The sequence below is a fragment of the Ruegeria sp. AB5 genome, assembly GCF_056542645.1.
Genome location: NZ_JBQGAE010000005.1, coordinates 243,530 through 263,889, shown reverse-complemented (window position 1 = coordinate 263,889; position 20,360 = coordinate 243,530). Strand labels below are relative to the sequence as shown.

The 20,360-nt window shown below is 58.8% G+C and carries 17 protein-coding genes; 8 read left to right on the top strand and 9 right to left on the bottom strand.

Annotated features, from left to right (window positions below; genetic code table 11):
• Positions 1 to 70: 70 nt before the first annotated feature.
• The 3 genes from ACR0L4_RS11990 to ACR0L4_RS11980 all read left to right on the top strand — a co-directional run bounded on the left by ACR0L4_RS11990 (position 71) and on the right by ACR0L4_RS11980 (position 3,473).
• Complete coding sequence (locus tag ACR0L4_RS11990) at positions 71 to 1,822, top strand: acetolactate synthase 3 large subunit (RefSeq protein ID WP_170750736.1); 1,752 nt, start codon at positions 71 to 73, stop codon at positions 1,820 to 1,822.
• A gap of 66 nt (positions 1,823 to 1,888) precedes the next feature.
• On the top strand, positions 1,889 to 2,449 hold the full coding sequence (ilvN, locus tag ACR0L4_RS11985) for an acetolactate synthase small subunit (RefSeq protein ID WP_170750738.1): 561 nt from the start codon (positions 1,889 to 1,891) through the stop codon (positions 2,447 to 2,449).
• Positions 2,450 to 2,753: 304 nt separating this feature from the next.
• Positions 2,754 to 3,473 (top strand): helix-turn-helix domain-containing protein, encoded by a 720-nt coding sequence (locus tag ACR0L4_RS11980; protein ID WP_480513183.1) that lies wholly within the window; start codon positions 2,754 to 2,756, stop codon positions 3,471 to 3,473.
• On the opposite strand, the gene ACR0L4_RS11975 is transcribed toward ACR0L4_RS11980, so the two are convergent.
• From ACR0L4_RS11975 to prfB, 3 genes are all read right to left on the bottom strand, one after another.
• Entirely contained in the window at positions 3,470 to 4,243 is a 774-nt protein-coding gene (locus ACR0L4_RS11975; protein WP_480513181.1) for a DUF2189 domain-containing protein, read from the bottom strand. The two genes, ACR0L4_RS11980 and ACR0L4_RS11975, sit on opposite strands and share 4 nt — an antisense overlap.
• A gap of 22 nt (positions 4,244 to 4,265) precedes the next feature.
• Positions 4,266 to 5,669, bottom strand: a complete 1,404-nt coding sequence (locus ACR0L4_RS11970) for an amidase (protein WP_480513179.1) — start codon at positions 5,667 to 5,669, stop codon at positions 4,266 to 4,268.
• A gap of 189 nt (positions 5,670 to 5,858) precedes the next feature.
• Positions 5,859 to 6,983, bottom strand: coding sequence for a peptide chain release factor 2 (prfB, locus tag ACR0L4_RS11965; protein ID WP_170750746.1), 1,125 nt, complete (start codon positions 6,981 to 6,983; stop codon positions 5,859 to 5,861).
• Between the two features lie 77 nt (positions 6,984 to 7,060).
• Here prfB and ACR0L4_RS11960 point away from each other — a divergent pair, with 77 nt between their 5' ends.
• Complete coding sequence (locus ACR0L4_RS11960) at positions 7,061 to 7,894, top strand: aminoglycoside phosphotransferase family protein (protein WP_480513177.1); 834 nt, start codon at positions 7,061 to 7,063, stop codon at positions 7,892 to 7,894.
• Here ACR0L4_RS11960 and ACR0L4_RS11955 read toward each other — a convergent pair.
• The 3 genes from ACR0L4_RS11955 to ACR0L4_RS11945 all read right to left on the bottom strand — a co-directional run bounded on the left by ACR0L4_RS11955 (position 7,888) and on the right by ACR0L4_RS11945 (position 12,922).
• On the bottom strand, positions 7,888 to 10,377 hold the full coding sequence (locus ACR0L4_RS11955; protein WP_480513175.1) for a penicillin-binding protein 1A: 2,490 nt from the start codon (positions 10,375 to 10,377) through the stop codon (positions 7,888 to 7,890). The genes ACR0L4_RS11960 and ACR0L4_RS11955 overlap by 7 nt on opposite strands.
• A 94-nt stretch (positions 10,378 to 10,471) precedes the next feature.
• On the bottom strand, positions 10,472 to 11,692 hold the full coding sequence (locus ACR0L4_RS11950; RefSeq protein ID WP_480513173.1) for an N-acetylmuramoyl-L-alanine amidase: 1,221 nt from the start codon (positions 11,690 to 11,692) through the stop codon (positions 10,472 to 10,474).
• Between the two features lie 66 nt (positions 11,693 to 11,758).
• Positions 11,759 to 12,922: a pyridoxal phosphate-dependent aminotransferase gene (locus tag ACR0L4_RS11945; protein WP_480513171.1), complete on the bottom strand. Its 1,164-nt coding sequence runs from the start codon at positions 12,920 to 12,922 to the stop codon at positions 11,759 to 11,761.
• Between ACR0L4_RS11945 and ACR0L4_RS11940 the strand changes: the two genes are divergently transcribed.
• The 4 genes from ACR0L4_RS11940 (at position 12,921) to ACR0L4_RS11925 (ending at position 16,595) form a co-directional block, all read left to right on the top strand.
• A complete protein-coding gene (locus ACR0L4_RS11940; RefSeq protein ID WP_480513169.1) occupies positions 12,921 to 14,303 on the top strand; it encodes a M48 family metalloprotease in 1,383 nt (460 codons plus the stop codon). The genes ACR0L4_RS11945 and ACR0L4_RS11940 overlap by 2 nt on opposite strands.
• Positions 14,300 to 15,058 carry a DsbA family protein gene (locus tag ACR0L4_RS11935; RefSeq protein WP_170750758.1) on the top strand — a complete coding sequence of 253 codons (759 nt, stop codon included), beginning with the start codon at positions 14,300 to 14,302 and terminating at the stop codon, positions 15,056 to 15,058. Before ACR0L4_RS11940 ends, ACR0L4_RS11935 begins: the two co-directional genes overlap by 4 nt.
• A gap of 278 nt (positions 15,059 to 15,336) precedes the next feature.
• Positions 15,337 to 15,897: a CHAP domain-containing protein gene (locus ACR0L4_RS11930; RefSeq protein ID WP_480513167.1), complete on the top strand. Its 561-nt coding sequence runs from the start codon at positions 15,337 to 15,339 to the stop codon at positions 15,895 to 15,897.
• Positions 15,898 to 16,022: 125 nt separating this feature from the next.
• Entirely contained in the window at positions 16,023 to 16,595 is a 573-nt protein-coding gene (locus tag ACR0L4_RS11925; RefSeq protein WP_480513165.1) for a Rieske (2Fe-2S) protein, read from the top strand.
• Positions 16,596 to 16,608: 13 nt separating this feature from the next.
• On the opposite strand, the gene ispG is transcribed toward ACR0L4_RS11925, so the two are convergent.
• The 3 genes from ispG to hemA all read right to left on the bottom strand — a co-directional run bounded on the left by ispG (position 16,609) and on the right by hemA (position 20,356).
• Positions 16,609 to 17,730 carry a flavodoxin-dependent (E)-4-hydroxy-3-methylbut-2-enyl-diphosphate synthase gene (ispG, locus tag ACR0L4_RS11920; RefSeq protein WP_480513163.1) on the bottom strand — a complete coding sequence of 374 codons (1,122 nt, stop codon included), beginning with the start codon at positions 17,728 to 17,730 and terminating at the stop codon, positions 16,609 to 16,611.
• Between the two features lie 71 nt (positions 17,731 to 17,801).
• The gene (locus tag ACR0L4_RS11915) at positions 17,802 to 19,004 is read right to left on the bottom strand and encodes a helix-turn-helix domain-containing protein (protein WP_170750765.1); all 1,203 of its coding nucleotides are present in this window, start codon (positions 19,002 to 19,004) and stop codon (positions 17,802 to 17,804) included.
• Between the two features lie 128 nt (positions 19,005 to 19,132).
• Entirely contained in the window at positions 19,133 to 20,356 is a 1,224-nt protein-coding gene (gene hemA, locus ACR0L4_RS11910) for a 5-aminolevulinate synthase (protein ID WP_480513238.1), read from the bottom strand.
• Positions 20,357 to 20,360: the final 4 nt, after the last annotated feature.

The window sequence follows — 20,360 nt, the reverse complement described above, 5'->3', positions numbered from 1 at the left end:
CGCCTCCGAAAACATCGGGGGCTTTTTTTATGCGAAACGCAAGACACATGTCGCGAACGGAGCAAAGCAGATGACACGTGAGATGACCGGCGCAAAGATGGTAGTTCAAGCCCTCAAGGATCAGGGCGTGGACACGGTATTTGGATACCCCGGTGGCGCCGTCCTACCGATCTATGACGAGATCTTTCTGCAAAACGACATTCGCCACATTCTGGTGCGTCACGAACAAGGCGCCGTGCATGCCGCCGAAGGCTATGCGCGGTCAACCGGCAAGCCGGGCGTTGCGCTGGTGACTTCGGGCCCCGGCGCGACCAATGCGGTCACCGGCCTGACAGACGCGCTGCTGGATTCAATCCCGATTGTGGTTCTGACCGGTCAGGTTCCGACCTTCATGATCGGCTCGGACGCGTTTCAAGAGGCTGACACCGTTGGTATCACCCGCCCCTGCACCAAGCATAACTGGCTGGTGAAGGACACGGATTCGCTGTCTGAAACCATGCACGAAGCCTTCCATGTTGCCACATCCGGCCGGCCGGGTCCGGTTCTGATCGACATTCCGAAGGACGTTCAGTTTGCCTCTGGCGAATACAGCCCACCGAAACCGTCCACGTCCCACTACCAGCCGGTTCTGAAAGGGGATCTGGAAGAGATCACCGAACTGGTCGCCGCGATTGAAACGGCAAAAAAGCCCGTCTTCTATACTGGTGGTGGCGTCATCAATTCGGGCCCTGCGGCCAGCCAGTTGCTGCGCGAGCTGGTGGATGCCACGGGATTCCCGATCACCTCGACCCTGATGGGTCTGGGGGCCTACCCCGCCTCCGGCGAGAACTGGTTGGGCATGCTGGGGATGCACGGGCTGTACGAGGCTAATCTGGCGATGCATGATTGCGATCTGATGATCAATATCGGCGCGCGGTTCGATGACCGGATCACCGGGCGGATAGACGCGTTCTCGCCCAATTCGAAGAAAGCACATATCGATATCGACCCCTCGTCGATCAACAAGGTGATCCGCGTGGACATCCCGATTGTCGGGGATGTGGCCCATGTACTTGAGGATATCCTCAAGGTTTGGAAAGCGCGTGGTCGCAAGACCGATGCGGCGAATGTCAAACAGTGGCAGGCGCAGATCAGTAACTGGCGCAAGGTCAATTGCCTTGCCTATACCAACAGTGAAAAGTCGATCAAACCTCAGCATGCATTGGTACGTCTGGAAGAACTGACCAAAAAGCGCGACCGCTATATCACCACGGAAGTGGGCCAGCACCAGATGTGGGCAGCGCAATATCTGGGGTTCGAAGACCCTAACCGCTGGATGACATCCGGAGGGCTGGGCACGATGGGATACGGCTTCCCCGCCTCCATCGGCGTGCAGATGGCGCACCCGGATGCGTTGGTGATCAACGTCGCAGGCGAAGCCTCATGGCTGATGAACATGCAGGAGATGGGCACCGCCGTTCAGTACCGCCTGCCCGTCAAGCAATTCATTCTGAACAACGAACGCCTCGGCATGGTCCGCCAATGGCAAGAGCTGCTGCATGGCGAGCGGTACTCGCATTCCTGGTCCGAGGCTCTCCCCGATTTCGTCAAACTCGCCGAGGCATTTGGGGCCAAGGGTATCTTGTGTTCCGACCCCGCTGATCTGGACGATGCGATCATGGAGATGATCAACTACGACGGTCCGGTGATTTTCGACTGTCTGGTCGAAAAGCACGAGAACTGCTTTCCCATGATCCCGTCGGGCAAAGCCCACAACGAGATGCTGCTGGGCGAATCCGAGACGCAGGGCGTGATCGATTCCAAAGGGTCGGTTCTGGTTTAAACCTTCTCGACGAATTCTGTCGGGCGCTCGCGCGCCTGACATCTTAAGATGATGAAAGGGACATAAATGTCTGCCCTACATATCAAAAAAGGCTCTACCCGCCATTCGGCCTACAACCTACGACCCACGTTTTCGGACGTGCAGGAACGGCATACAATTGCGGTTCTGGTCGAGAACGAGCCGGGTGTTCTGGCTCGCGTCATCGGACTGTTCTCGGGCCGTGGCTACAATATCGAAAGCCTGACCGTGGCCGAGGTGGATCATACCGGCCACCTCAGCCGCATCACTATTGTCACCACCGGCACGCCGCAGGTGATCGAGCAGATCAAGGCACAGCTGGGCCGGATCGTGACCGTGCATGAGGTTCATGACCTGACGGTCGAAGGCCCCTCGGTCGAGCGCGAGTTGGCGATTATCAAAGTCGTTGGAGGCGGCGACAAACGCGTCGAGGCGCTGCGTCTTGCGGACATCTTCCGCGCCAATGTGGTCGACAGCACGTTGAATTCTTTCATTTTCGAGATCACAGGCGCGCCCGACAAGATCGACGCCTTCGCTGATCTCATGCGCCCTCTGGGCCTTGTCGAAGTCGCCCGGACGGGCGTTGCCGCCCTGCTGCGCGGCGACTGATCCCCTTTTTACCGGTCTCGGCCAACCAGCCGAGGCCGGACCACCGTCAGTCAGACCAAACACGCCAGTCATTCCGATGCGGTATTTTATGCGTCAAATGTGCAATAACACCACTTTCTCAACATAAAGACTGCATTGAACAGACAAAACTTGTTGCGTTTGTCTTGGTCGGCGCTAGCCTCTCAGCTGCAACGCGACGTGGGGAACGTTGCTTGGGGTTATCTGTACGATTTCGGTCATAAGCACGGTCCGCCGGCCTTCGCCGCTGTTTTCAAAGAAGAAACCGCCAAGCCTTGGGACGACTATGACTGACAATACCCGCAGCCCCGCTGAACTTCGCGCCATGTTTGGTGAGAACCTCAGACGGCTGGCGCGAAAGTACCCCTCTGTCTCGGCCCTGTGTCGAGAGCTTGGCATCAACCGCACGCAGTTCAACAGATACCTGGCCGGCGAAAGCTTTCCGCGCGCCGATGTTCTGGATCGACTGTGCCGGTTTTTTGATGTGGATGCCCGCATCGTGCTGGCGCCGCTTGATGACATCCCGAGTTCCGAACCTCTTGATGTGAACGCGACCCTGACCGAATTTCTTGGGTCGGGCACTGACGCCGCCTCGGGTTGTGTATTCCCGTCCGGGTTCTACGCAGTGTCCGAAAACCAATCGACTATACTGCTCTACGCAAAAAAACTGCCGCAATGTACCTTGATCCGAGGTCACGCACCGCCCGATGCGATGCCGGAAGACACGCCCAAAGCCCGCGAACTGCGCGGGATTGCAACAATTTCGGGCGAGTATGTCTATATTCTGATTTCTCATCGCGACGGTCACGACAGCAAGATCTATGCCGTATCGCAAGACGGCAAGCTTTGGCGGGGCACGGTCTTCAGCCCGTTTAACGGACGTGATCCCAAGCCGGTGGTTCTAAAACATCTCGGTCACGACACAAGCACCGTGCTCAAGGCCGCTCGGCAAGTGTCCCGAACACAGACCAGGCACCCAAAACCGGCGTCAAAGGCCGAAGGCTAGGTTTCGCTGTCATCCGTGATCTGGCGGTACAAATGCCAGCTGGCATGACCCAGCAGAGGCAAGATCACCAACAAGCCCAGAAACCATGGAATCATTGCGGCGAATGTCACAACCGCGATGAAAATCCCCCATGCCAGCATCACGGGCAAATTGGCGGCGACATAGGAATAGCTGGAAATCATCGCTGTCACAAAATCCAGCTCTCGATCCAGCAACATCGGGATCGACAGAACGGTAATCATGTACAAGACGGTCGCAAAGATCCCACCAACGACCGAGCCCACAGCCAGCATCATCAACCCGTTGGCCGTCAGATACACTTCAACCGAAGAGGAGACGTTGGTTAACGTCGACAGGCCCATGAACAAGGCAAAAATCATGTGGCCAAGAAAGAACCAAAACAAAAACATCACAACAATGATGGCGCAGATCGAAGGCAACTGGCGGCGACTTTGTTGCAGAACGACCCCGAAGATCGCTCCGAAATCCAGCGCCTCGCCCCGTTCCAGCCGATGAGAGACCTCATATAGTCCAACGGCGGCGAAGGGCCCGATGAGCGGAAAGCCAATCGCGGCCAAAACCAGCCAGAAACTGGTTCCCGTCTGCAGGGTTACCCAGGCCATCGCCCATCCCGCCAGAACGTAGAACCCCGCGAAAATCAATCCGAACTGAGGGGCGCGCCGAAAGTCACCCCACGCGCGCCGCAGTGCCTCTCGTACCATCGAGGCGTCCACGGGTCGCATCTCGGGCACTCCGAAAGGTTTGTCCATCTCTTCTTCCTCCCTGCCAGCTCTATCGCATCGCCGGTCTTTGTTTCGGCCAATCGGTCGCTGCGTGATAGGCTGCCCCCAGCGACAACAAACGTGAATCAGCGCCTTTGGGGCCAAACAGCTGAAATCCCATCGGCAGCCCCGCCGCACCAAACCCGGCAGGTGCTGCCAGACAGGGCAATCCGATCAGGCTGACCGGCACAGTCACATGCATCCAACGATGATACGTGTCCAACGCGCGACCTGCGATCTCGGTCGGATATGGCGTGTCGATATCGAATGGCCAGACCTGAGCTGCAGGCAGAACCAGCGCATCATAGCTTTGAAGTACTTCTACCGCTCGGCGGTACCACTCCGACCGGACGACGCTGGCATCGTGAACCTGAATCGCGGTCAGGTTCAATCCGCGCTCCAACTCCCACTGCGCGGTGTCTTTCAGCGCGGCAGCTTTGTCGCGCAACGGCAATAACTTGGCCACAACAGTCCATGAACGCAGCGTGATCCAACTTTCCCACATCTGCTCGGCATTAAAGGGCGGTTCCACCGCGTCGACCACGGCGCCTTGTGCTTCGAATACGGCCAGGGCATCGCGGCACAGTTCCAAAACACCATCCTCCATCGGAAACGCACCGCCCCAGTTTCCCAACCAGCCAATCCGTATCCCTTTCAGATCGGCAGGTCGTACGGGCGACACCGCCGAGGCGCTCGCCGTCAGTGGCTGGCGGGGATCCGGCCCCGATATTACATCAAGCAACAGCCCCAGGTCCTGCGGGCTGCGCGCCATAGGGCCCAATGTCGAAATCTGGTGTAGAAACCCGTCGCCGTCGGGTTCCGAGGGCACCCGACCCCAGCTTGGGCGAAATCCGTAGACATTGTTCCACGCCGCCGGATTGCGCAGGCTGCCCATCATATCGGACCCATCGGCCAGCGAGACCATTCCCGTCGCCAGCGCCACTGCAGCTCCGCCGGACGACCCTCCGCAACTCAGCGCCGCGTCATACGGGTTCCGGGTCGCTCCGTAGACGGGATTGAACGTGTTTGAACCCAGGCCAAACTCCGGCGAGTTGGTCTTGCCAATCAATATCGCCCCCGCAGCACGCATCCGAGCAGCGATCAAGTCATCCCGATCCGACACATACGCGCGAAACAACGGCGATCCCTGGGACGAGACCACACCCGCCACATTGACGAGGTCCTTCACGGCGATGGGAACACCGTGCAATGGTCCCCGCCGACCGGGTCCGGCATCCAGCGCGGCCGCTTCAGTCATAAGCGCGCCCTCGTCCCTCAAGGCCACGATCGCATTGACAGTGCCGTTCACCGCATCAATTCGATCCAGCGTTGCGCGCATCACTTCGGCGGCGGAAACCTCACCCGATGACAGATTGTCGGCCAACACCGTTGCAGACCACTGAGTTAAATCCATCTGGGGTTCACACGCCTCGATCTGTTGACCTCAAACCCAGCCTAGCCGGGCCACTCAGGCAAAAAAACCCACTGTTTAAATACATCTTTTCCCGGCGCAGCCCGCACGGCGCGGATCCTTTTCATCTGGCCAAAAATATCCCGGGGGAGTCGCGGCCTGCCGCGGCGGGGGCAGAGCCCCCTGCCCGACCTAGTCGCCTTGCGCCTCGGACCGGCTCTTGCCTGCCACGTCCAGGGCAAGCGTTGCCGCCATGAACTCATCCAGATCACCGTCCAACACCCCTTTGGTGTCCGAGGTCTCGTGATTGGTTCGCAGGTCCTTCACCATCTGATAGGGCTGCAACACGTATGACCGGATCTGGTTGCCCCATCCCGCATCGCCCTTGGCCTCATGAGCAGCGTTGATATCGGCGTTGCGACGGTCCAACTCCTGCTGATACAGCCGGGATTTCAGCGCCTTCATCGCGATATCGCGGTTCTGGTGCTGCGATTTTTCGGAGCTGGTCACCACAATCCCGGTCGGGATATGCGTGATCCGCACCGCCGAGTCTGTCGTGTTCACGTGCTGGCCACCGGCGCCTGAGGACCGGTAGGTATCAATCCGAATGTCCGAGGGGTTCACTTCGATCTCGATATTGTCATCGACCACCGGGTAGACCCAAACCGAACTGAACGAGGTATGCCGCTTGGCCGCCGAGTCGTAGGGCGAAATCCGGACCAGACGATGGACGCCACTTTCCGATTTCAGCCAGCCATAGGCGTTGTGTCCCGAAATCTTGTAGGCTGCGGATTTGATCCCCGCCTCTTCGCCCGCAGTCTCGGATTGCAGTTCGACCGTATAGCCCTTTTTCTCGGCCCAGCGCACATACATTCGCGCCAGCATCGACGCCCAGTCGCAGCTTTCGGTACCCCCCGCGCCCGAGTTGATTTCGAGGAACGTGTCATTGCTGTCGGCTTCTCCGTCCAGCAGGGCCTCCAGCTCTTTCTTGGCGGCTTTTGCACCCAGCTTTTTGATGGCGTCCTCGGCGTCGGTGACGACCTCTTCGTCCTCTTCCATTTCGCCCAGTTCGATCAGCTCGATATTGTCGCTGAGATCGGTCTTTATAGTTTCATAGGTCTCGATCGCGTCAACCAGCATCTGACGTTCGCGCATCAGCTTTTGCGCGTTTTCGGGGTTGTCCCACAGGTTCGGGTCTTCGACGCGCGCGTTGAATTCTTCAAGCCGGTGTGGCGCGGTGTCATAGTCCATGCGCTGCGCCAACAGCTCCAGCGACTTTTCAATTTCCGCCACGGTATTCTGGGTTTCAGCGCGCATCGTCTTGTCCCAACTTGCTCAATCAGGCCTGCGTGATAGCAAGAGGCGAAGGTCACCACAAGACAGGCAACCAGGGAATGCAAAGCCCACCGCAAGAGATTCTGGATCATTGGCAACTGACCTTGATCAAGCCGGTTGCGGAAACCGGATCGGCCCAGGTTTGGAAAGTTCGTGACCCGGACGGCGCGACCGCAGCACTCAAGCTCTATCGCCGTGCACATCGCGGGAACGAAGCGCCGGGAACCAATCTTTTGATCGCGTGGCAGGACCGGGGCGCCGTCCATGTCCTCAAGGAAACCGAGACGGCTATCCTGATGGAATGGCTTGAGGGCCCAACACTCGGCGACATCGCGCGACAGGGTGAGGTTGCTCGGGCTCTGGACATTCTGGCGGAAACGGCCGGGCGTCTGCACGCACCACCGCTTTGTCGGGTTGCCGGGATGCGCCCGCTGACCGAAGTGATCAATCCACTGTTGGATTGCCGCTTCGACAAGACTTGCCCTGCCGGTCTGGCTCGGGATATGAGGCGCGCCACGCAACTGGCCCAGAACCTGCTGGAGACCCTGGCACCGGGTGTTGCGCTGCATGGCGACCTGCACCCGGACAACATCATCCTCACACAGACCGGGCCGCGCGTGATAGATGCCAAAGGGTATCTGGGCGATCCCGCATTCGAACTGGCCAATGCGATCCGCCACCCGAAAGGGATGCCGGATCTGGTGCGCCAGCCGCAACACATGGAAAGATGCCTGTCGCTTTATGCCGATGCGCTCGGCGTCCAAAGACAACGCCTGGCAGAATGGGCAGCCGTCAAATGCGCCTTGTCAATCTTCTGGAGGGCAAACGGGCCCATCGCCGACGACAAGGAAGCCGATCTGTTGCGCTTGCTGCTGTCAGTTTCAGGTCAGTAGAGGCCACCCGTCGTCACGTCGCCTTGCGTTGCCTTGGGTCCAACCGTGACGGTCTGGCCGGTTGAGGTCTGCACCTGAACCCCGGCACGCTGCACCTCTTCGAACAGTGGCAAGTCCGATCCAATGGCGAATCCACCATCATAGATCCGGTCGATAAACCCGTCGACACCGTCCCGGAAATACTCGGCCACGACATAGTCGCCGGTCGCATCCGCTGGCAGGCGCGCGCCGCTGAAGCGGTCGATCTTGATAAAGTGACCACCTTCAGGCACTTCGAACGGTCCACCCCCGTATTTCTCGACGGCTTTTTCCATGAAGCTTTGGAAGACCGGGCCACACATCGTACCACCATAGGCCCCCCGGCCCATCGGTCGCGGGCGGTCATAGCCGATATAGCATCCCGCCACGATGTTCGAGGTAAAGCCGATGAACCACGCGTCCTTGGATTCGTTGGTGGTGCCGGTCTTGCCTGCAGTTGGCACCGGCAGGTCCACGAACCGCGATGCCGTTCCGCGGTCTACAACGCCTTTCATCATTGACGTCAGCTGATAGGCGGTGATCGCATCCATAACCTGTGAGCGGTTGGTTTCGATGGTAGGCGACTCGTCAGGCTGCAACCAGCTGGAGTTGCAATCCAGACATTGACGATCGTCATGGCGGTAGATTGTTTTGCCAAACCGGTCCTGAATTCGGTCAACCAGCGTGGGTTCGACCCGCTCGCCCCCATTGGCGAACATCGCATAAGCCGCAACCATCTTGTACAGTGTCGTTTCCTCGGACCCCAGCGAGTTGGCCAGAAATGCCCCCATGCGGTCGTAGACACCAAACCGCTCCGCATAGCCTGCGACAACCGGCATCGTGACCTCTTGCGCCAGTCGGATCGTCATCAGGTTCCGGGACTGTTCGATCCCGGTCCGCAACGGCGTCGGGCCATAGAATTTGTTTGATGAGTTCTTGGGGCGCCACAGACCCTGCGGCGTGTTCACCTCGATCGGCGCATCCACAACAATTGTTGCCGGGCTGTATCCGCTGTCCAAGGCGGCCGCATAGACGAAGGGCTTGAAGGATGATCCCGGCTGGCGCTGCGCCTGCGTGGCGCGGTTGAACACTGTGTCCTGATACGAAAACCCGCCCTGCATGGCGAGAACGCGGCCCGAATTCACGTCCATCGCCACAAAGCCACCCTGCACTTCGGGCACCTGACGAGCGGACCACTGGCCTTCTTCCCCTGCCATGACAAGGATCACATCGCCACGTTTGAAATTGTCAAAGAAGTTGCCCTGCATCCATTTGATGTCCGAGCGTGGGATGATGCCATCCGAGGGGCCATCCTCGATTCCGACGGTCAGTTGCTGCTCGGCTACGTCCATCACAACTGCCGGATACCACTGGGTCGGCAGCACCACATCGCGGGGGATTTCCATCAGCGACAGCGCCTCGCGCCACTGCGCCTCATCCGCCAACTGGTCTTCGGCGATCACCTCGCCGGTCCCGCGCCACTTGCCGCGCGACAGATCGTATTTCTGCAACGCCTCGCGCAACGCCCTCGCAGCCTCGACCTGCATCTCTTCGTCGACCGAGGCGCGAATGGTGAAGCCACCGGTGAAGAACTCACCTTCGCCGAAATCGTCGCTCAACTGACGCCGGATTTCGTCGGTGAAATAGTCACGCGGGGGCAAGGCGGTGCGGAAGCTTTCAAAATCACCGTTCTGGACCGACCGCAGAGGCATTTCGACCTCGACCTCATAGGTCGCCTGATCAATGTACCCGTTCTGGTTCATCTCGCGCAGCACATAGTTGCGGCGATCCAAAAGGCGTTGCTTGCGGCGAACCGGATGGTAACTGGACGGCGCTTTGGGCATGGCGGCCAGCATCGCGGCCTCGTGCGGAGCCAGTTCCTGAAGGGTTTTGTTGAAATAGGTTTGTGCGGCAGCAGTCACCCCGTAAGAGTTTTGACCAAGGAAAATCTCATTCATGTAAAGTTCGAGGATCTGTTCCTTGTCCAGCGTATCCTCAAGCCGGGTCGCAAGAATGATCTCTTTGATCTTGCGTTCGGCTTGCCGATCGCCCGACAGCAGAAAGTTCTTCATCACCTGCTGCGTGATAGTCGAGGCCCCGCGCACGGTTTCACCCTTGGTCCGCACCGCCTCGACCCCGGCGGCGATGATGCCGCGCGGATCATAGCCCTGATGGGTGTAGAAATTCTTGTCTTCGGCCGAGATGAAGGCCTGTTTTACCAGATCGGGGATTTCTTCGGACGGCGTAAACAGGCGGCGTTCCTGCGCAAATTCGTCGATCAACTGGCCTTTGCCCGAGTAGATCCGGCTGATTGTCGGCGGCTTGTATTGCGCCAGCGATTCATGGCTTGGCAAATCACGGCCATACATCCAGAACACCGCACCAACCACCAATGCGGCCATGAAGATACCCAAAGTCACGAGGCTGAAAATCGCCCCGAAAATCGAAAGAATGAACCGGATCACGTTACTGCCTTTTTCTCGCGCTGCCGCCTATATAAGGTCGCACCGCCCAAGGGTCAAAACCACAAGCGTATTCTAGCCGCTTTGCGCCGTCAGGTCACTGTCCAATCAAGGCGCGTCTGATCACATCTTGCTGCCGCCAGTCTTCCAGTCCCTGATAGATCCCCAATGCCATCTTGGCCCGCCATTCGGGATTTTTGATGTTTTTCAAATCTCTGGGGCTGGACAAAAATCCTAGTTCGACCAGCACCGATGGTATATCTGCGGCCTTGAGCACTGAGAAGGATGCGGTGCGCAAAGGCTTGCGGTTCATCGGGCCGCCCTGCTGCGCCATACCGTTGGCAAGCGCGCGGGCCAGGGAGTGGGTGCGCGGCTTGGTTTCCTGACGCGCCATGTCCAACAAGACATCCGTGATCTGATCGTCAGCACCGTTGAGGTCAATTCCAGACAGAAGATCCCCGCGATCATGCCGTTCGGCCAGTTTCACGCTGGCCACGTCCGAGGCATCCGTGGACAACGTGTAAACCGCCGCGCCATGGGCCTGGCCCTCGGACAGCGAATCTGCGTGAAGCGAGATGAACACATCGGCGCCCGCCCGATGCGCCAGCGAGATGCGCCGTTCCAGTGACACGAACTGATCCTCGACGCGCGTCAGGACCACCTCGTAACCGCCTGAACGCAAAAGCAACTCGCGCAACTCGCGCGCAAAGGTCAGCATCATTGTCTTCTCGTCAATTCCGCCCACCTCGGCCCCCGGATCGATACCGCCATGACCCGGGTCCAGCATCACACGCAAGGCCCTGTTCGGATTGTGCTGAACATCCCTGCTCGCAAATGCCGGTTCAGGCAGATCCCATCCGGGATTGTCAGGCACGCCCGCCGACGCGTTGAACGTATCGAAATCCGTCCCCATAAGCTGCAACGACAATAAAGCTGCACCCGAACGGGCGTCCAGTCGCAGTTCAGCCGTCTCAACAGCCATCGGAGCCCCAAGTTCAAGCACCAGACGCGACCAGCCCGGAACATAGGCACCGAACTGTACGCCGCTGATCCGATCTGTTTGCAGAAAGACCTCGGGGGCAAGTCCCGTCCAGTCGACCTCTTGGAAATCGATAACCATGCGATACGGATCGCGCAGGGTGAAGATGCGGTACGGGACGCCCTGGCTTAGCCCAAGCTCTACACGCACAGCGTTGCGCCCGGCATCCACGATGCGGCTTTGGTCCGGCTGGATACGCGCCAGTGCAGTGAACTCCTGCGCGACGGCAGCACCGGACAGCGCCCAGATCAGCGCGATGCAATAGAAAATCCTGCTCATGGCCTCAAGTTTTCCCGAGATCGTTTGAGCTGGACAGTATCGCATCCTTTGCGGTTTGTGAACGCTTTACCCCTTCTGTGTCAGCGCACCCCGATCCGCCATGAAGCCGCACAAGCGGTCCAGGCCGTCCTGAATGTCAGCCGTGGCACGAGCATAAGAAAACCGCAGGGTCGTGTGCCCGCGTTCAGGGTCGAAATCCAGCCCCGGCGTGACCGCGACGCCTGCCTTTTCCAGAATTTCGGCGGCAAAGGCGTGACTGTCCTGGGTCAGGTCAGAGACATCTGCATACACGTAAAACGCCCCGTCCGGCGGCGCGATATTGGTGAACCCTGCCTTGGGCAATCCTTCCAGCATCAAGCTCCGGTTCTGGCGATAGACATCCAGATTGGACTGCAACTCGTCCTCACACTCCATCGCGGCCAGCGCAGCCACCTGGCTGGCATGGGGTGCGCAGATGAACATGTTCTGGGCAATCCTTTCAACCACGCGAACGTGATCTTCGGGCACCACCATCCAGCCAACCCGCCAGCCGGTCATCGAGAAATATTTCGAGAAGGAATTGATGACATAACACTCATCGGTCAGTTCCAACGCGGTGACAGCCTTGGCCTCATATTCCAGCCCGTGATAAATCTCGTCACTGATGAAAGAGGCACCCTGCGCCCCGGCGGCCTCGATCAAAGCGCGCATGGCTGCGTGGTCCAGCATGGTACCAGTGGGATTTGCGGGTGAGGCCACCATCAGGCCTTTCAAGTCCATCCCCTGAATATCTGTGGCCACAGGCTGTAGCCGATTTTCCGGTGCGGTGGGCAAATCGACCGGCACCAGACCCAGCGCTTTGAGGATCTGGCGATAGGATGGATAGCCCGGCGCGCCGATGCCGACGCGATCCCCGCTGTCGAACAAAGCGGTGAACGCCAGCAGAAAACCGCCGGAAGACCCAGGTGTCACAACCACGCGGTCCGGGTTCAGATCGACATTGTACCATTCGCCATACATCCGCGCGATCCGCTGCCGCAGCGCCGGAAGACCCAAAGCCACCGTATAGCCCAGCGGGCCTTGCTGCATGGCCTTTGCCAGAGCTTCGGTCGCACCTTTTGGGGCGCCGGTTCCGGGTTGGCCGACCTCCATATGGATGATGTGGCGTCCCGCCTCTTCCGCTTTGCGCGCGGCCTCCATCACGTCCATCACAATAAACGGATCGACCCCGGACCGGGTTGAGTTTCTCATGCCCATCTCCCATGTTGCAGCCATGGCTTTTGAACGTGTATCCCGGCTGGCGTCAATCCCGGCCCTGATACTTGCGGCCGCCGTTTGGCTGGCGGCCGCGGCACAAAGTCATGCCCAAAGCCTGATCCGCGATCCGGATATCGAACATGGGCTGCGCGAGCTTGCCTTTCCGGTGCTGCGCGCAGCGGGGTTGAACACCAAACAGGTGCGGATACTGGTGGTCAATGACAGCACGTTCAACGCCTTTGTCATCGACTACAACGCCATCTATCTGAACTATGGCCTGATCCTGTCCGTCGACAGCCCCGAGATGCTGCAAGCCGTTATCGCGCATGAGGCTGCCCATATCGCCAACGGACATCTGGCCCGCCGGATGCAGAACCTGGAGGACGCCAAGCGCAAAGCCGGGTTGGGCACGGCACTTGCCCTGATCGCGGCCGCAGCGGGTGGCGGCGAGGCTGCCGCGGGAATCGCTGCCGGGACCCAGAGTGCGGCGTTGCGCGGGTTCCTCGGACACACACGCGCCGAAGAAGCAGCGGCGGATCGCAGCGCCGCCAGCTATCTGCGATGGGCCGGTATCTCGCCCAGCGGCATGGTCAAGATACACCAGAAATTCGCGGGTCAGGAATTGCTGAGCACCGTCAACCAGGACCCCTATATGCGATCGCATCCCACAAGCAGGGAACGCCTGCGCGCGGCCAAGGCGTTTCTGGACGAATTCGGCGACAAGGCCCAACCCGACGCCAATGCCGACTATTGGTTTGCCCGGGTCAAAGGCAAGCTGTCGGCCTTTCTGCGGTCTCCGAGCTGGACCCTGCGCCGCGCCAAAGAGGAAACAGACCAGGACATACGCCTGATGCGCGAGGCTTCGGCCCACCATCAGAACCACGATCTGGTTCAGGCCAGGGCGGCCATCGACAAAGCCCTGAAGATGCGACCGGGTGACCCATTCTACTATGAGTTAAAAGGCCAGATCCTGTTGGAAAACAGACAGATGTCGGACGCTGTTGCAGCCTATGCCCAAGCTGTTGAGATGGCCCCGAATGACGCATTGATCCTGGCCGGATACGGACGGGCCCTGCTGCATCAGGGACAAACGGACAAGGCGTTGGACGCATTGGAAAAGGCCCGGGCCCGCGACTACCGCAACGCGCGATTGATGCGTGATCTGGGTGTGGCCTATTCCAAAGTTGGCAATAACGGGATGGCGTCGACCGTCACCGCAGAAAGGTATGCTTTGCAAGGTCGACTGGCCGATGCGGGCATTCACGCAAAACGGGCCATCGGGCAGTTGCCCGAAGGCTCGCCGGGTTGGCAAAGAGCACAAGATGTGTTGATTGCCGCAGAACGCGCAGAGAAAGCGAAAAGGAAACGCAAATGATCCTCAGACATGCAGCCCCCGCCCTTCTGGGGCTCACCTTGATTTCAGCGCCCGCACATGCGCTGGATCTTAACGCGATGAGCGATGCCGAAAAGGCCGAGTTCGGCGCGCAGGTCCGCGAATACCTGTTGGAGAACCCCGAAGTGATCATCGAGGCGATCAACATTCTGGAACAGCGCAACGCCGCCACGCAGGAACTGGCGGACCGCGAGCTGGTTGCCGCCAATGCCGAGGAACTGTTCAATGACGGCTACAGCTGGGTCGGCGGAAACCCGGACGGAGATATCACTCTGGTCGAGTTCATGGACTACCGCTGTGGCTATTGCCGCCGCGCGGTGCCCGAGGTGGCCAGCCTGTTGGCCGAAGATGGCAATATCCGTCTGGTGATCAAAGAGTTCCCGATTCTGGGCGATGCGTCGGTCCTGTCGTCGCGGTTTGCAGTCGCGACCAAACATGTGGCGGGTGACGACGCCTATAAACAGGTGCATGACGCTTTGCTGGAATTCAGCGGAGAACCAAGCGAGGTTACGCTGCGCCGCATCTCGGACGGTCTGGCACTGGACAGCGACGCGATCATAGCCGCGATGGACAGCGATCGCGTGACGGATGAGATCACCCGCACCCGTGCACTGGCGCAACGGATGCAGATTTCCGGAACGCCGTCCTTTGTTCTGGGCACCGAGATGCTGCGTGGTTTCCTGCCCGCCGATCAAATGAAGCAGATCGCGGATGGTGTTCGCGCGGAACAGGGATAAAAGCTGGGGGGCACGGCACCCCTCAGTCCACGTTGATATGTGGTTCAGGCGGCTTTGACCCAAAAGCCGCCGCTCCCGGGTTTGCGCCTTTTTGCAGAGGCTCGATTTCTGACTATCGTTTGTCACTCAGGACGTGTGTCGGTGTTGTTATGTGGTCATTGGCCCACATCCAGCCATCGCAACTGGCAAAATCTTGCCGGGGACCTCGCAAACCCCTTTTCATAGTCCACAAGATCACAATAAAACTCTGGTACCACTCAAACCGGCAATGAAGTTTCTTGCATAACAGCGACAGAACAACGAATTCGATTTGGCCGCGCCGTCCCGGAACAGCTCGCGCTGTGGTCGCGCTGGGGCTGGTTGTTCTTGTGTCTGCCTGCTCTCAAAGCTCAAACGACACGGATCTTGATCCGCAACGTCAGGTGATGGCGCTGCAAGAGGTCTCGAAAAAGCAGGCCCGAGGGCAAAGAGTGTGGTGTGTACCCTACGCACGCAATCTCAGCGGTATCGAAATTCGCGGTAACGCCAAAGACTGGTGGGGCAAGGCACACAATATCTTTGATCGGGGCAATGAACCTGTTGTGGGCTCGGTGATGTCCTTTCGGGCAACCAACGGAATGCCCTTGGGCCATGTCGCAGTCGTATCCGATATTGTTGCCGACAGGGAAGTCATCATTAACCACGCCAACTGGCACCGCAACAGGGTATCCTTGCAAATGAGCGTCAAGGACGTATCCAAAAACAACGATTGGACGCTGGTCCGGGTCGAAAGCCAGCCGGGGCAATATGGAAGTTTCTATCCGGTGAACGGGTTCATCTATCCGAACTTCGACGAGTAACCCAATTTTCCTTTGATTCTAAATCAAATAGTTACACTGGAACGCGCTTTCCATCAGAGGGGCGTTTCGCTAGGCATTAATCCAAAGCGCGATTTACTGCACCGGTTTTGAGAAGATCAATTGTGATGAAAAAAGGCGTACTTCTTTACTATGTAACAGCCGGGTGGGCGCTTTTGACGGCCGCGATTGGTCTGCACTTTTTGTTGTCCAGTATGGACCCATCCGCCGATGTCAAATCCAGGTATCAAGCCATACTGCACACGTTTCCGATAGAAAGCTGGAAGCCTGGAGACGTCAAACGCCTGAGCATCGAAGGGAGGCCTGCTATTATTTGGCGTCGTAGCTCAACGGAAATAGCAACTGCAATGGCGCAGGCCGAGCCAAGCATTTCTGTGGAGGATTGGGAGCAGTATTTGAACGACGGATCGCTTGAGGACGCGCTGGGTTCTCAAGATTTTACCCGTTTGGAATGGTTTATCGTCAGCGCCATAACTACAGCGAGCTTTGGATGTATCGTTCTTTCTCAGGCTGGCGACTACGGCGGGTTCCTAGACCCGTGCCAAGGTGTTCATTTTGACATGTTGGGCCGCCCTCAAAAAGGCCCAAGCCTTGACAGGCTACCGTCACACCCAATTTATTTCACCGAATCTGGGCAGGCCCTTGTCATTGACATCTCAAGACTGCCATCTCCGAGATAGACACCCCTCGCGCCTACTCTGCCGCCTCGGCCGCCGCATCCAGTTCCGACGCCTTCTTCTCGACCTGTTCCACGATGTGATCGATCATCTGATCGTTGGACATCTTGTGACTGGCCTTGCCCGCCAGATACACCATACCCGAACCGGCCCCGCCGCCGGTAAAGCCGACATCGGTCATCAGCGCCTCGCCCGGGCCGTTCACGACGCAGCCGATGATCGAGAGGCTCATGGGTGTCTTGATGTGTTCCAGCCGTTGTTCCAGTTTCTCGACCGTCTTGATCACGTCGAACCCTTGCCGGGCGCAGGAGGGGCATGAGATGATGTTCACCCCACGATGGCGCAAGCCCAGTGACTTGAGGATTTCAAAACCCACTTTCACTTCTTCCACGGGATCGGCTGACAGGCTGACGCGGATCGTATCCCCGATACCCATCCACAGCAGGTTTCCCAGACCAATGGCGGATTTGATCGTGCCGCTGACCAACCCGCCGGCCTCGGTGATGCCCAGATGGATCGGTGCGTCGGTGGCCTCGGCAATCCCTTGATAGGCTGCGGCCGACAGGAACACGTCGCTGGCTTTCACGCTGATCTTGAATTCGTGGAAGTCGTTATCCTGAAGGATACGAATATGTTCCAGCCCACTTTCAACCATCGCCTCGGGGCAAGGCTCGCCATATTTCTCAAGCAAATGCTTTTCCAAAGAGCCTGCGTTCACCCCAATGCGGATCGAGCAGTTGTGGTCGCGGGCGGCCTTGATGACCTCCTTGACCCTGTTTTCATCTCCGATGTTGCCGGGGTTGATCCGAAGGCAGGCCGCCCCAGCCTCGGCGGCCTCGATGCCGCGGCGATAATGAAAATGAATATCGGCGACAATCGGCACCGGGCTTTCGCGCACGATCTCTTTCAGCGCCTTGGCCGAAGCTTCATCCGGCACCGATATGCGGACGATGTCCGCCCCCGCCTCGGCTGCTGCCTGAACCTGCGCGACCGTTGCAGCCACATCCGTGGTCAACGTGTTGGTCATGGTCTGCACCGCGATAGGCGCGTCGCCCCCGACCGGCACATTGCCGACCATGATCTGGCGGGATTTCCGTCGATATATGTCGCGCCAAGGGCGCACGTGATTGAGGGACATGTAAGCGGATCCGCGTCTATCTGGGTTGTGACTTTAGATAGTTCGGCAACCGGGGCATCGCAATGGCTAGATCACTCGGCGGGCTCTTCTGTCGCCTGTGTCTGAAGCTCGGCGACCAGTTGCTTGAGGGCGCTGTTCTGCTCGGCCTCCAGATCGGCAACGGTGTAGGTGTCCGAAACCGCGTCTTTGGACAGGACAACACCCTTGGCGACCGTTCCCGGTGCACCGACCGGCCCGTAGTGCTCTCCGTTCATCGAAAAGAACACCGAGCCTGACGCCCCTGCCCGCAACAGAGGCGGTTCTTCGGTCAAGGGGACCTCGAATACATTGCCTTGTTCGACCGTTCCCAGCGTGCCTTCGAAGATCACGCTGCCATCGGCCGCTGTGACGCGCATCCAGGCGGGATTCACAGCCACGATTTTTAACGTCGTATCGATCTGTTCGACAACCTGCGGCAAGGCCGGGCGCTCGACCGTATGAAGCTCGGCCACCTCGACACGGGGCAATTCCGGAGGACGGAATGTGCCGACAGTGCGGGGATCAAGCGTGGAGATCGGGGCATCGCGCGCGACCAGAACCGGCACGTCCAGCGCTTGCGGACGGTAGAGGCGATCCAGAGCTTCGGTGGATGCCGCAGCGGTTTCAACCACTTCGGTGTTGCGGGCTGCATCCAGCGGATCGAGATCCGACAGAACCACGGGGGCTTGCTCGACCGGGCTGACCTGTACCTGCTGGATCTTGTTCAATACTGACCAGCCACCATAGCCGATGCCGCCGATGACGGCCAACAACACAAGCGACGAACCAATGGCGCGCGGCTCAAGCTGGCTGACGAAGGATTCTTTGCCCGGAATGTAAGGCGTATTCGGCGAGATAAACGGATCCCGCCCCATCGGGCCGCGTGAGGGCAGATCGCCTGTCGGCTTGCGCACAACTGATGCCTCGGCGGACATGCCATGTGCGACTTCGAATCCGCTTTCCTTGCAGAACGCAGCAAAAGTTTCATCGGGGTTCATGCCAAGATACCGGGCGTAGGACCGCACATACCCGGCGATAAAGCCGGGTGTGTCAAACGCGTCAGGATCGGCGTTTTCAATGGCAGCGATATAGTTGGCTTTGATCCTAAGCTCGCGCTGAACGTCCAGCAGCGACTTACCCATGGTGGCGCGTTCGCCGCGCATCTGATCACCGAGCCGCACTTCGTAATCGTCAAAACCCTTTGGTCTAACGTCTACGTCTTCATCGGCCTCGCGCTGTGATCTGCGCCCAATCATCCTGCTGCCCCATTCTGCCTGTCACGCGTTTCGCGTTAACGGCGAATCGCCCCCATAACGATTCGTCCGTCACTTTTGTTAGCGTAAGCTTAACACGTGGCAAATAAGTTGCACACTTTGGCGTTAGGTTAACCGGCAAGTTCGGCGCGATTTAGCGCACAATGTGACCAAAGTTCGTCCATGGCCTGTACCAATCGGTTCATTTCGCCCGGCCCGTGGACCGGAGACGGCGTGAACCGCAGACGTTCCGTTCCGCGCGGTACGGTCGGAAAATTGATCGGTTGCACATAGATACCATAGTCATCCAACAGCATATCGCTGAGCTTTTTGGTGTGCACCGGGTTGCCAACAATCACCGGAACGATGTGGCTGCCGTGGTCAATCAGAGGCAGACCCATTCCTTTCAGCCGCAGCTTGAGAATGCTGGCCTGTGTCTGATGCCGTTCGCGCAGCTCGGGCGCCGTTTTAAGATATGCGACGGACGCCGCCGCCCCTGCCGCAACGGCCGGCGGCAAAGAGGTCGTGAAGATGAAGCCCGGCGCATAAGAGCGCACGGCGTCGCACATTTTTTCACTGGCTGCAATGTAACCGCCCATGACGCCATAGGCCTTGGCCAGCGTCCCGTTGATGATATCGATGCGATAGGCCAGACGATCACGCTCGGTCACGCCGCCGCCGCGCGGGCCGTACATGCCAACTGCGTGAACTTCGTCGATGTAAGTCAGCGCACCAAATTCGTCGGCCAGATCGCAGATCTCCTCAATCGGGCCAAAATCGCCGTCCATGGAATACACCGATTCGAACGCGATCAGCTTGGGCGCGGCCGGGTCGTCGGCCTCCAGCAACTCCCGCAGATGGGCAACATCATTGTGGCGGAATATGCGCTTGGACCCGCCATTGCGGCGCACGCCCTCAATCATCGAGGCGTGGTTCAACGAGTCCGAATAGATGATCAGGCCAGGGAACAGCTTGGGCAGCGTACTGAGTGTCGCGTCGTTGGCAATGTAGGCACTGGTGAACAGCAGCGCCGATTCCTTGCCGTGCAAATCGGCCAGTTCGGCCTCAAGCCGTTTGTGATAAACGGTGGTGCCCGAGATATTGCGCGTGCCGCCCGAGCCTGCGCCCGCTGCATCGACGGCTTCGTGCATTGCGTTCAGGACGACCGGATGTTGACCCATGCCCAGATAGTCATTGCCACACCAGACGGTGATATTCTGCTGCGACCCGTCGGGACGGGTCCGCACCGCATGCGGGAAATGCCCGTTCCGGCGTTCGATGTCGATGAAGGTCCGGTAGCGTCCTTCGTCATGCAGCCTGGCAATCGCTGTATCGAGCTGAGCAGTATAGTCCAACGGA

What these genes read in the sequence shown, in the direction of transcription:
- ACR0L4_RS11990 (WP_170750736.1), top strand. Translation starts at nt 71, where the DNA reads ATGACACGTGAGATGACCGGCGCAAAGATGGTAGTTCAAGCCCTCAAG.
- ilvN (WP_170750738.1), top strand. Translation starts at nt 1,889, where the DNA reads ATGTCTGCCCTACATATCAAAAAAGGCTCTACCCGCCATTCGGCCTAC.
- ACR0L4_RS11980 (WP_480513183.1), top strand. Translation starts at nt 2,754, where the DNA reads ATGACTGACAATACCCGCAGCCCCGCTGAACTTCGCGCCATGTTTGGT.
- ACR0L4_RS11975 (WP_480513181.1), bottom strand. Translation starts at nt 4,243, where the DNA reads ATGGACAAACCTTTCGGAGTGCCCGAGATGCGACCCGTGGACGCCTCG.
- ACR0L4_RS11970 (WP_480513179.1), bottom strand. Translation starts at nt 5,669, where the DNA reads ATGGATTTAACTCAGTGGTCTGCAACGGTGTTGGCCGACAATCTGTCA.
- prfB (WP_170750746.1), bottom strand. Translation starts at nt 6,983, where the DNA reads ATGCGCGCTGAAACCCAGAATACCGTGGCGGAAATTGAAAAGTCGCTG.
- ACR0L4_RS11960 (WP_480513177.1), top strand. Translation starts at nt 7,061, where the DNA reads ATGCAAAGCCCACCGCAAGAGATTCTGGATCATTGGCAACTGACCTTG.
- ACR0L4_RS11950 (WP_480513173.1), bottom strand. Translation starts at nt 11,692, where the DNA reads ATGAGCAGGATTTTCTATTGCATCGCGCTGATCTGGGCGCTGTCCGGT.
- ACR0L4_RS11940 (WP_480513169.1), top strand. Translation starts at nt 12,921, where the DNA reads ATGCCCATCTCCCATGTTGCAGCCATGGCTTTTGAACGTGTATCCCGG.
- ACR0L4_RS11945 (WP_480513171.1), bottom strand. Translation starts at nt 12,922, where the DNA reads ATGAGAAACTCAACCCGGTCCGGGGTCGATCCGTTTATTGTGATGGAC.
- ACR0L4_RS11935 (WP_170750758.1), top strand. Translation starts at nt 14,300, where the DNA reads ATGATCCTCAGACATGCAGCCCCCGCCCTTCTGGGGCTCACCTTGATT.
- ACR0L4_RS11925 (WP_480513165.1), top strand. Translation starts at nt 16,023, where the DNA reads ATGAAAAAAGGCGTACTTCTTTACTATGTAACAGCCGGGTGGGCGCTT.
- ispG (WP_480513163.1), bottom strand. Translation starts at nt 17,730, where the DNA reads ATGTCCCTCAATCACGTGCGCCCTTGGCGCGACATATATCGACGGAAA.
- ACR0L4_RS11915 (WP_170750765.1), bottom strand. Translation starts at nt 19,004, where the DNA reads ATGATTGGGCGCAGATCACAGCGCGAGGCCGATGAAGACGTAGACGTT.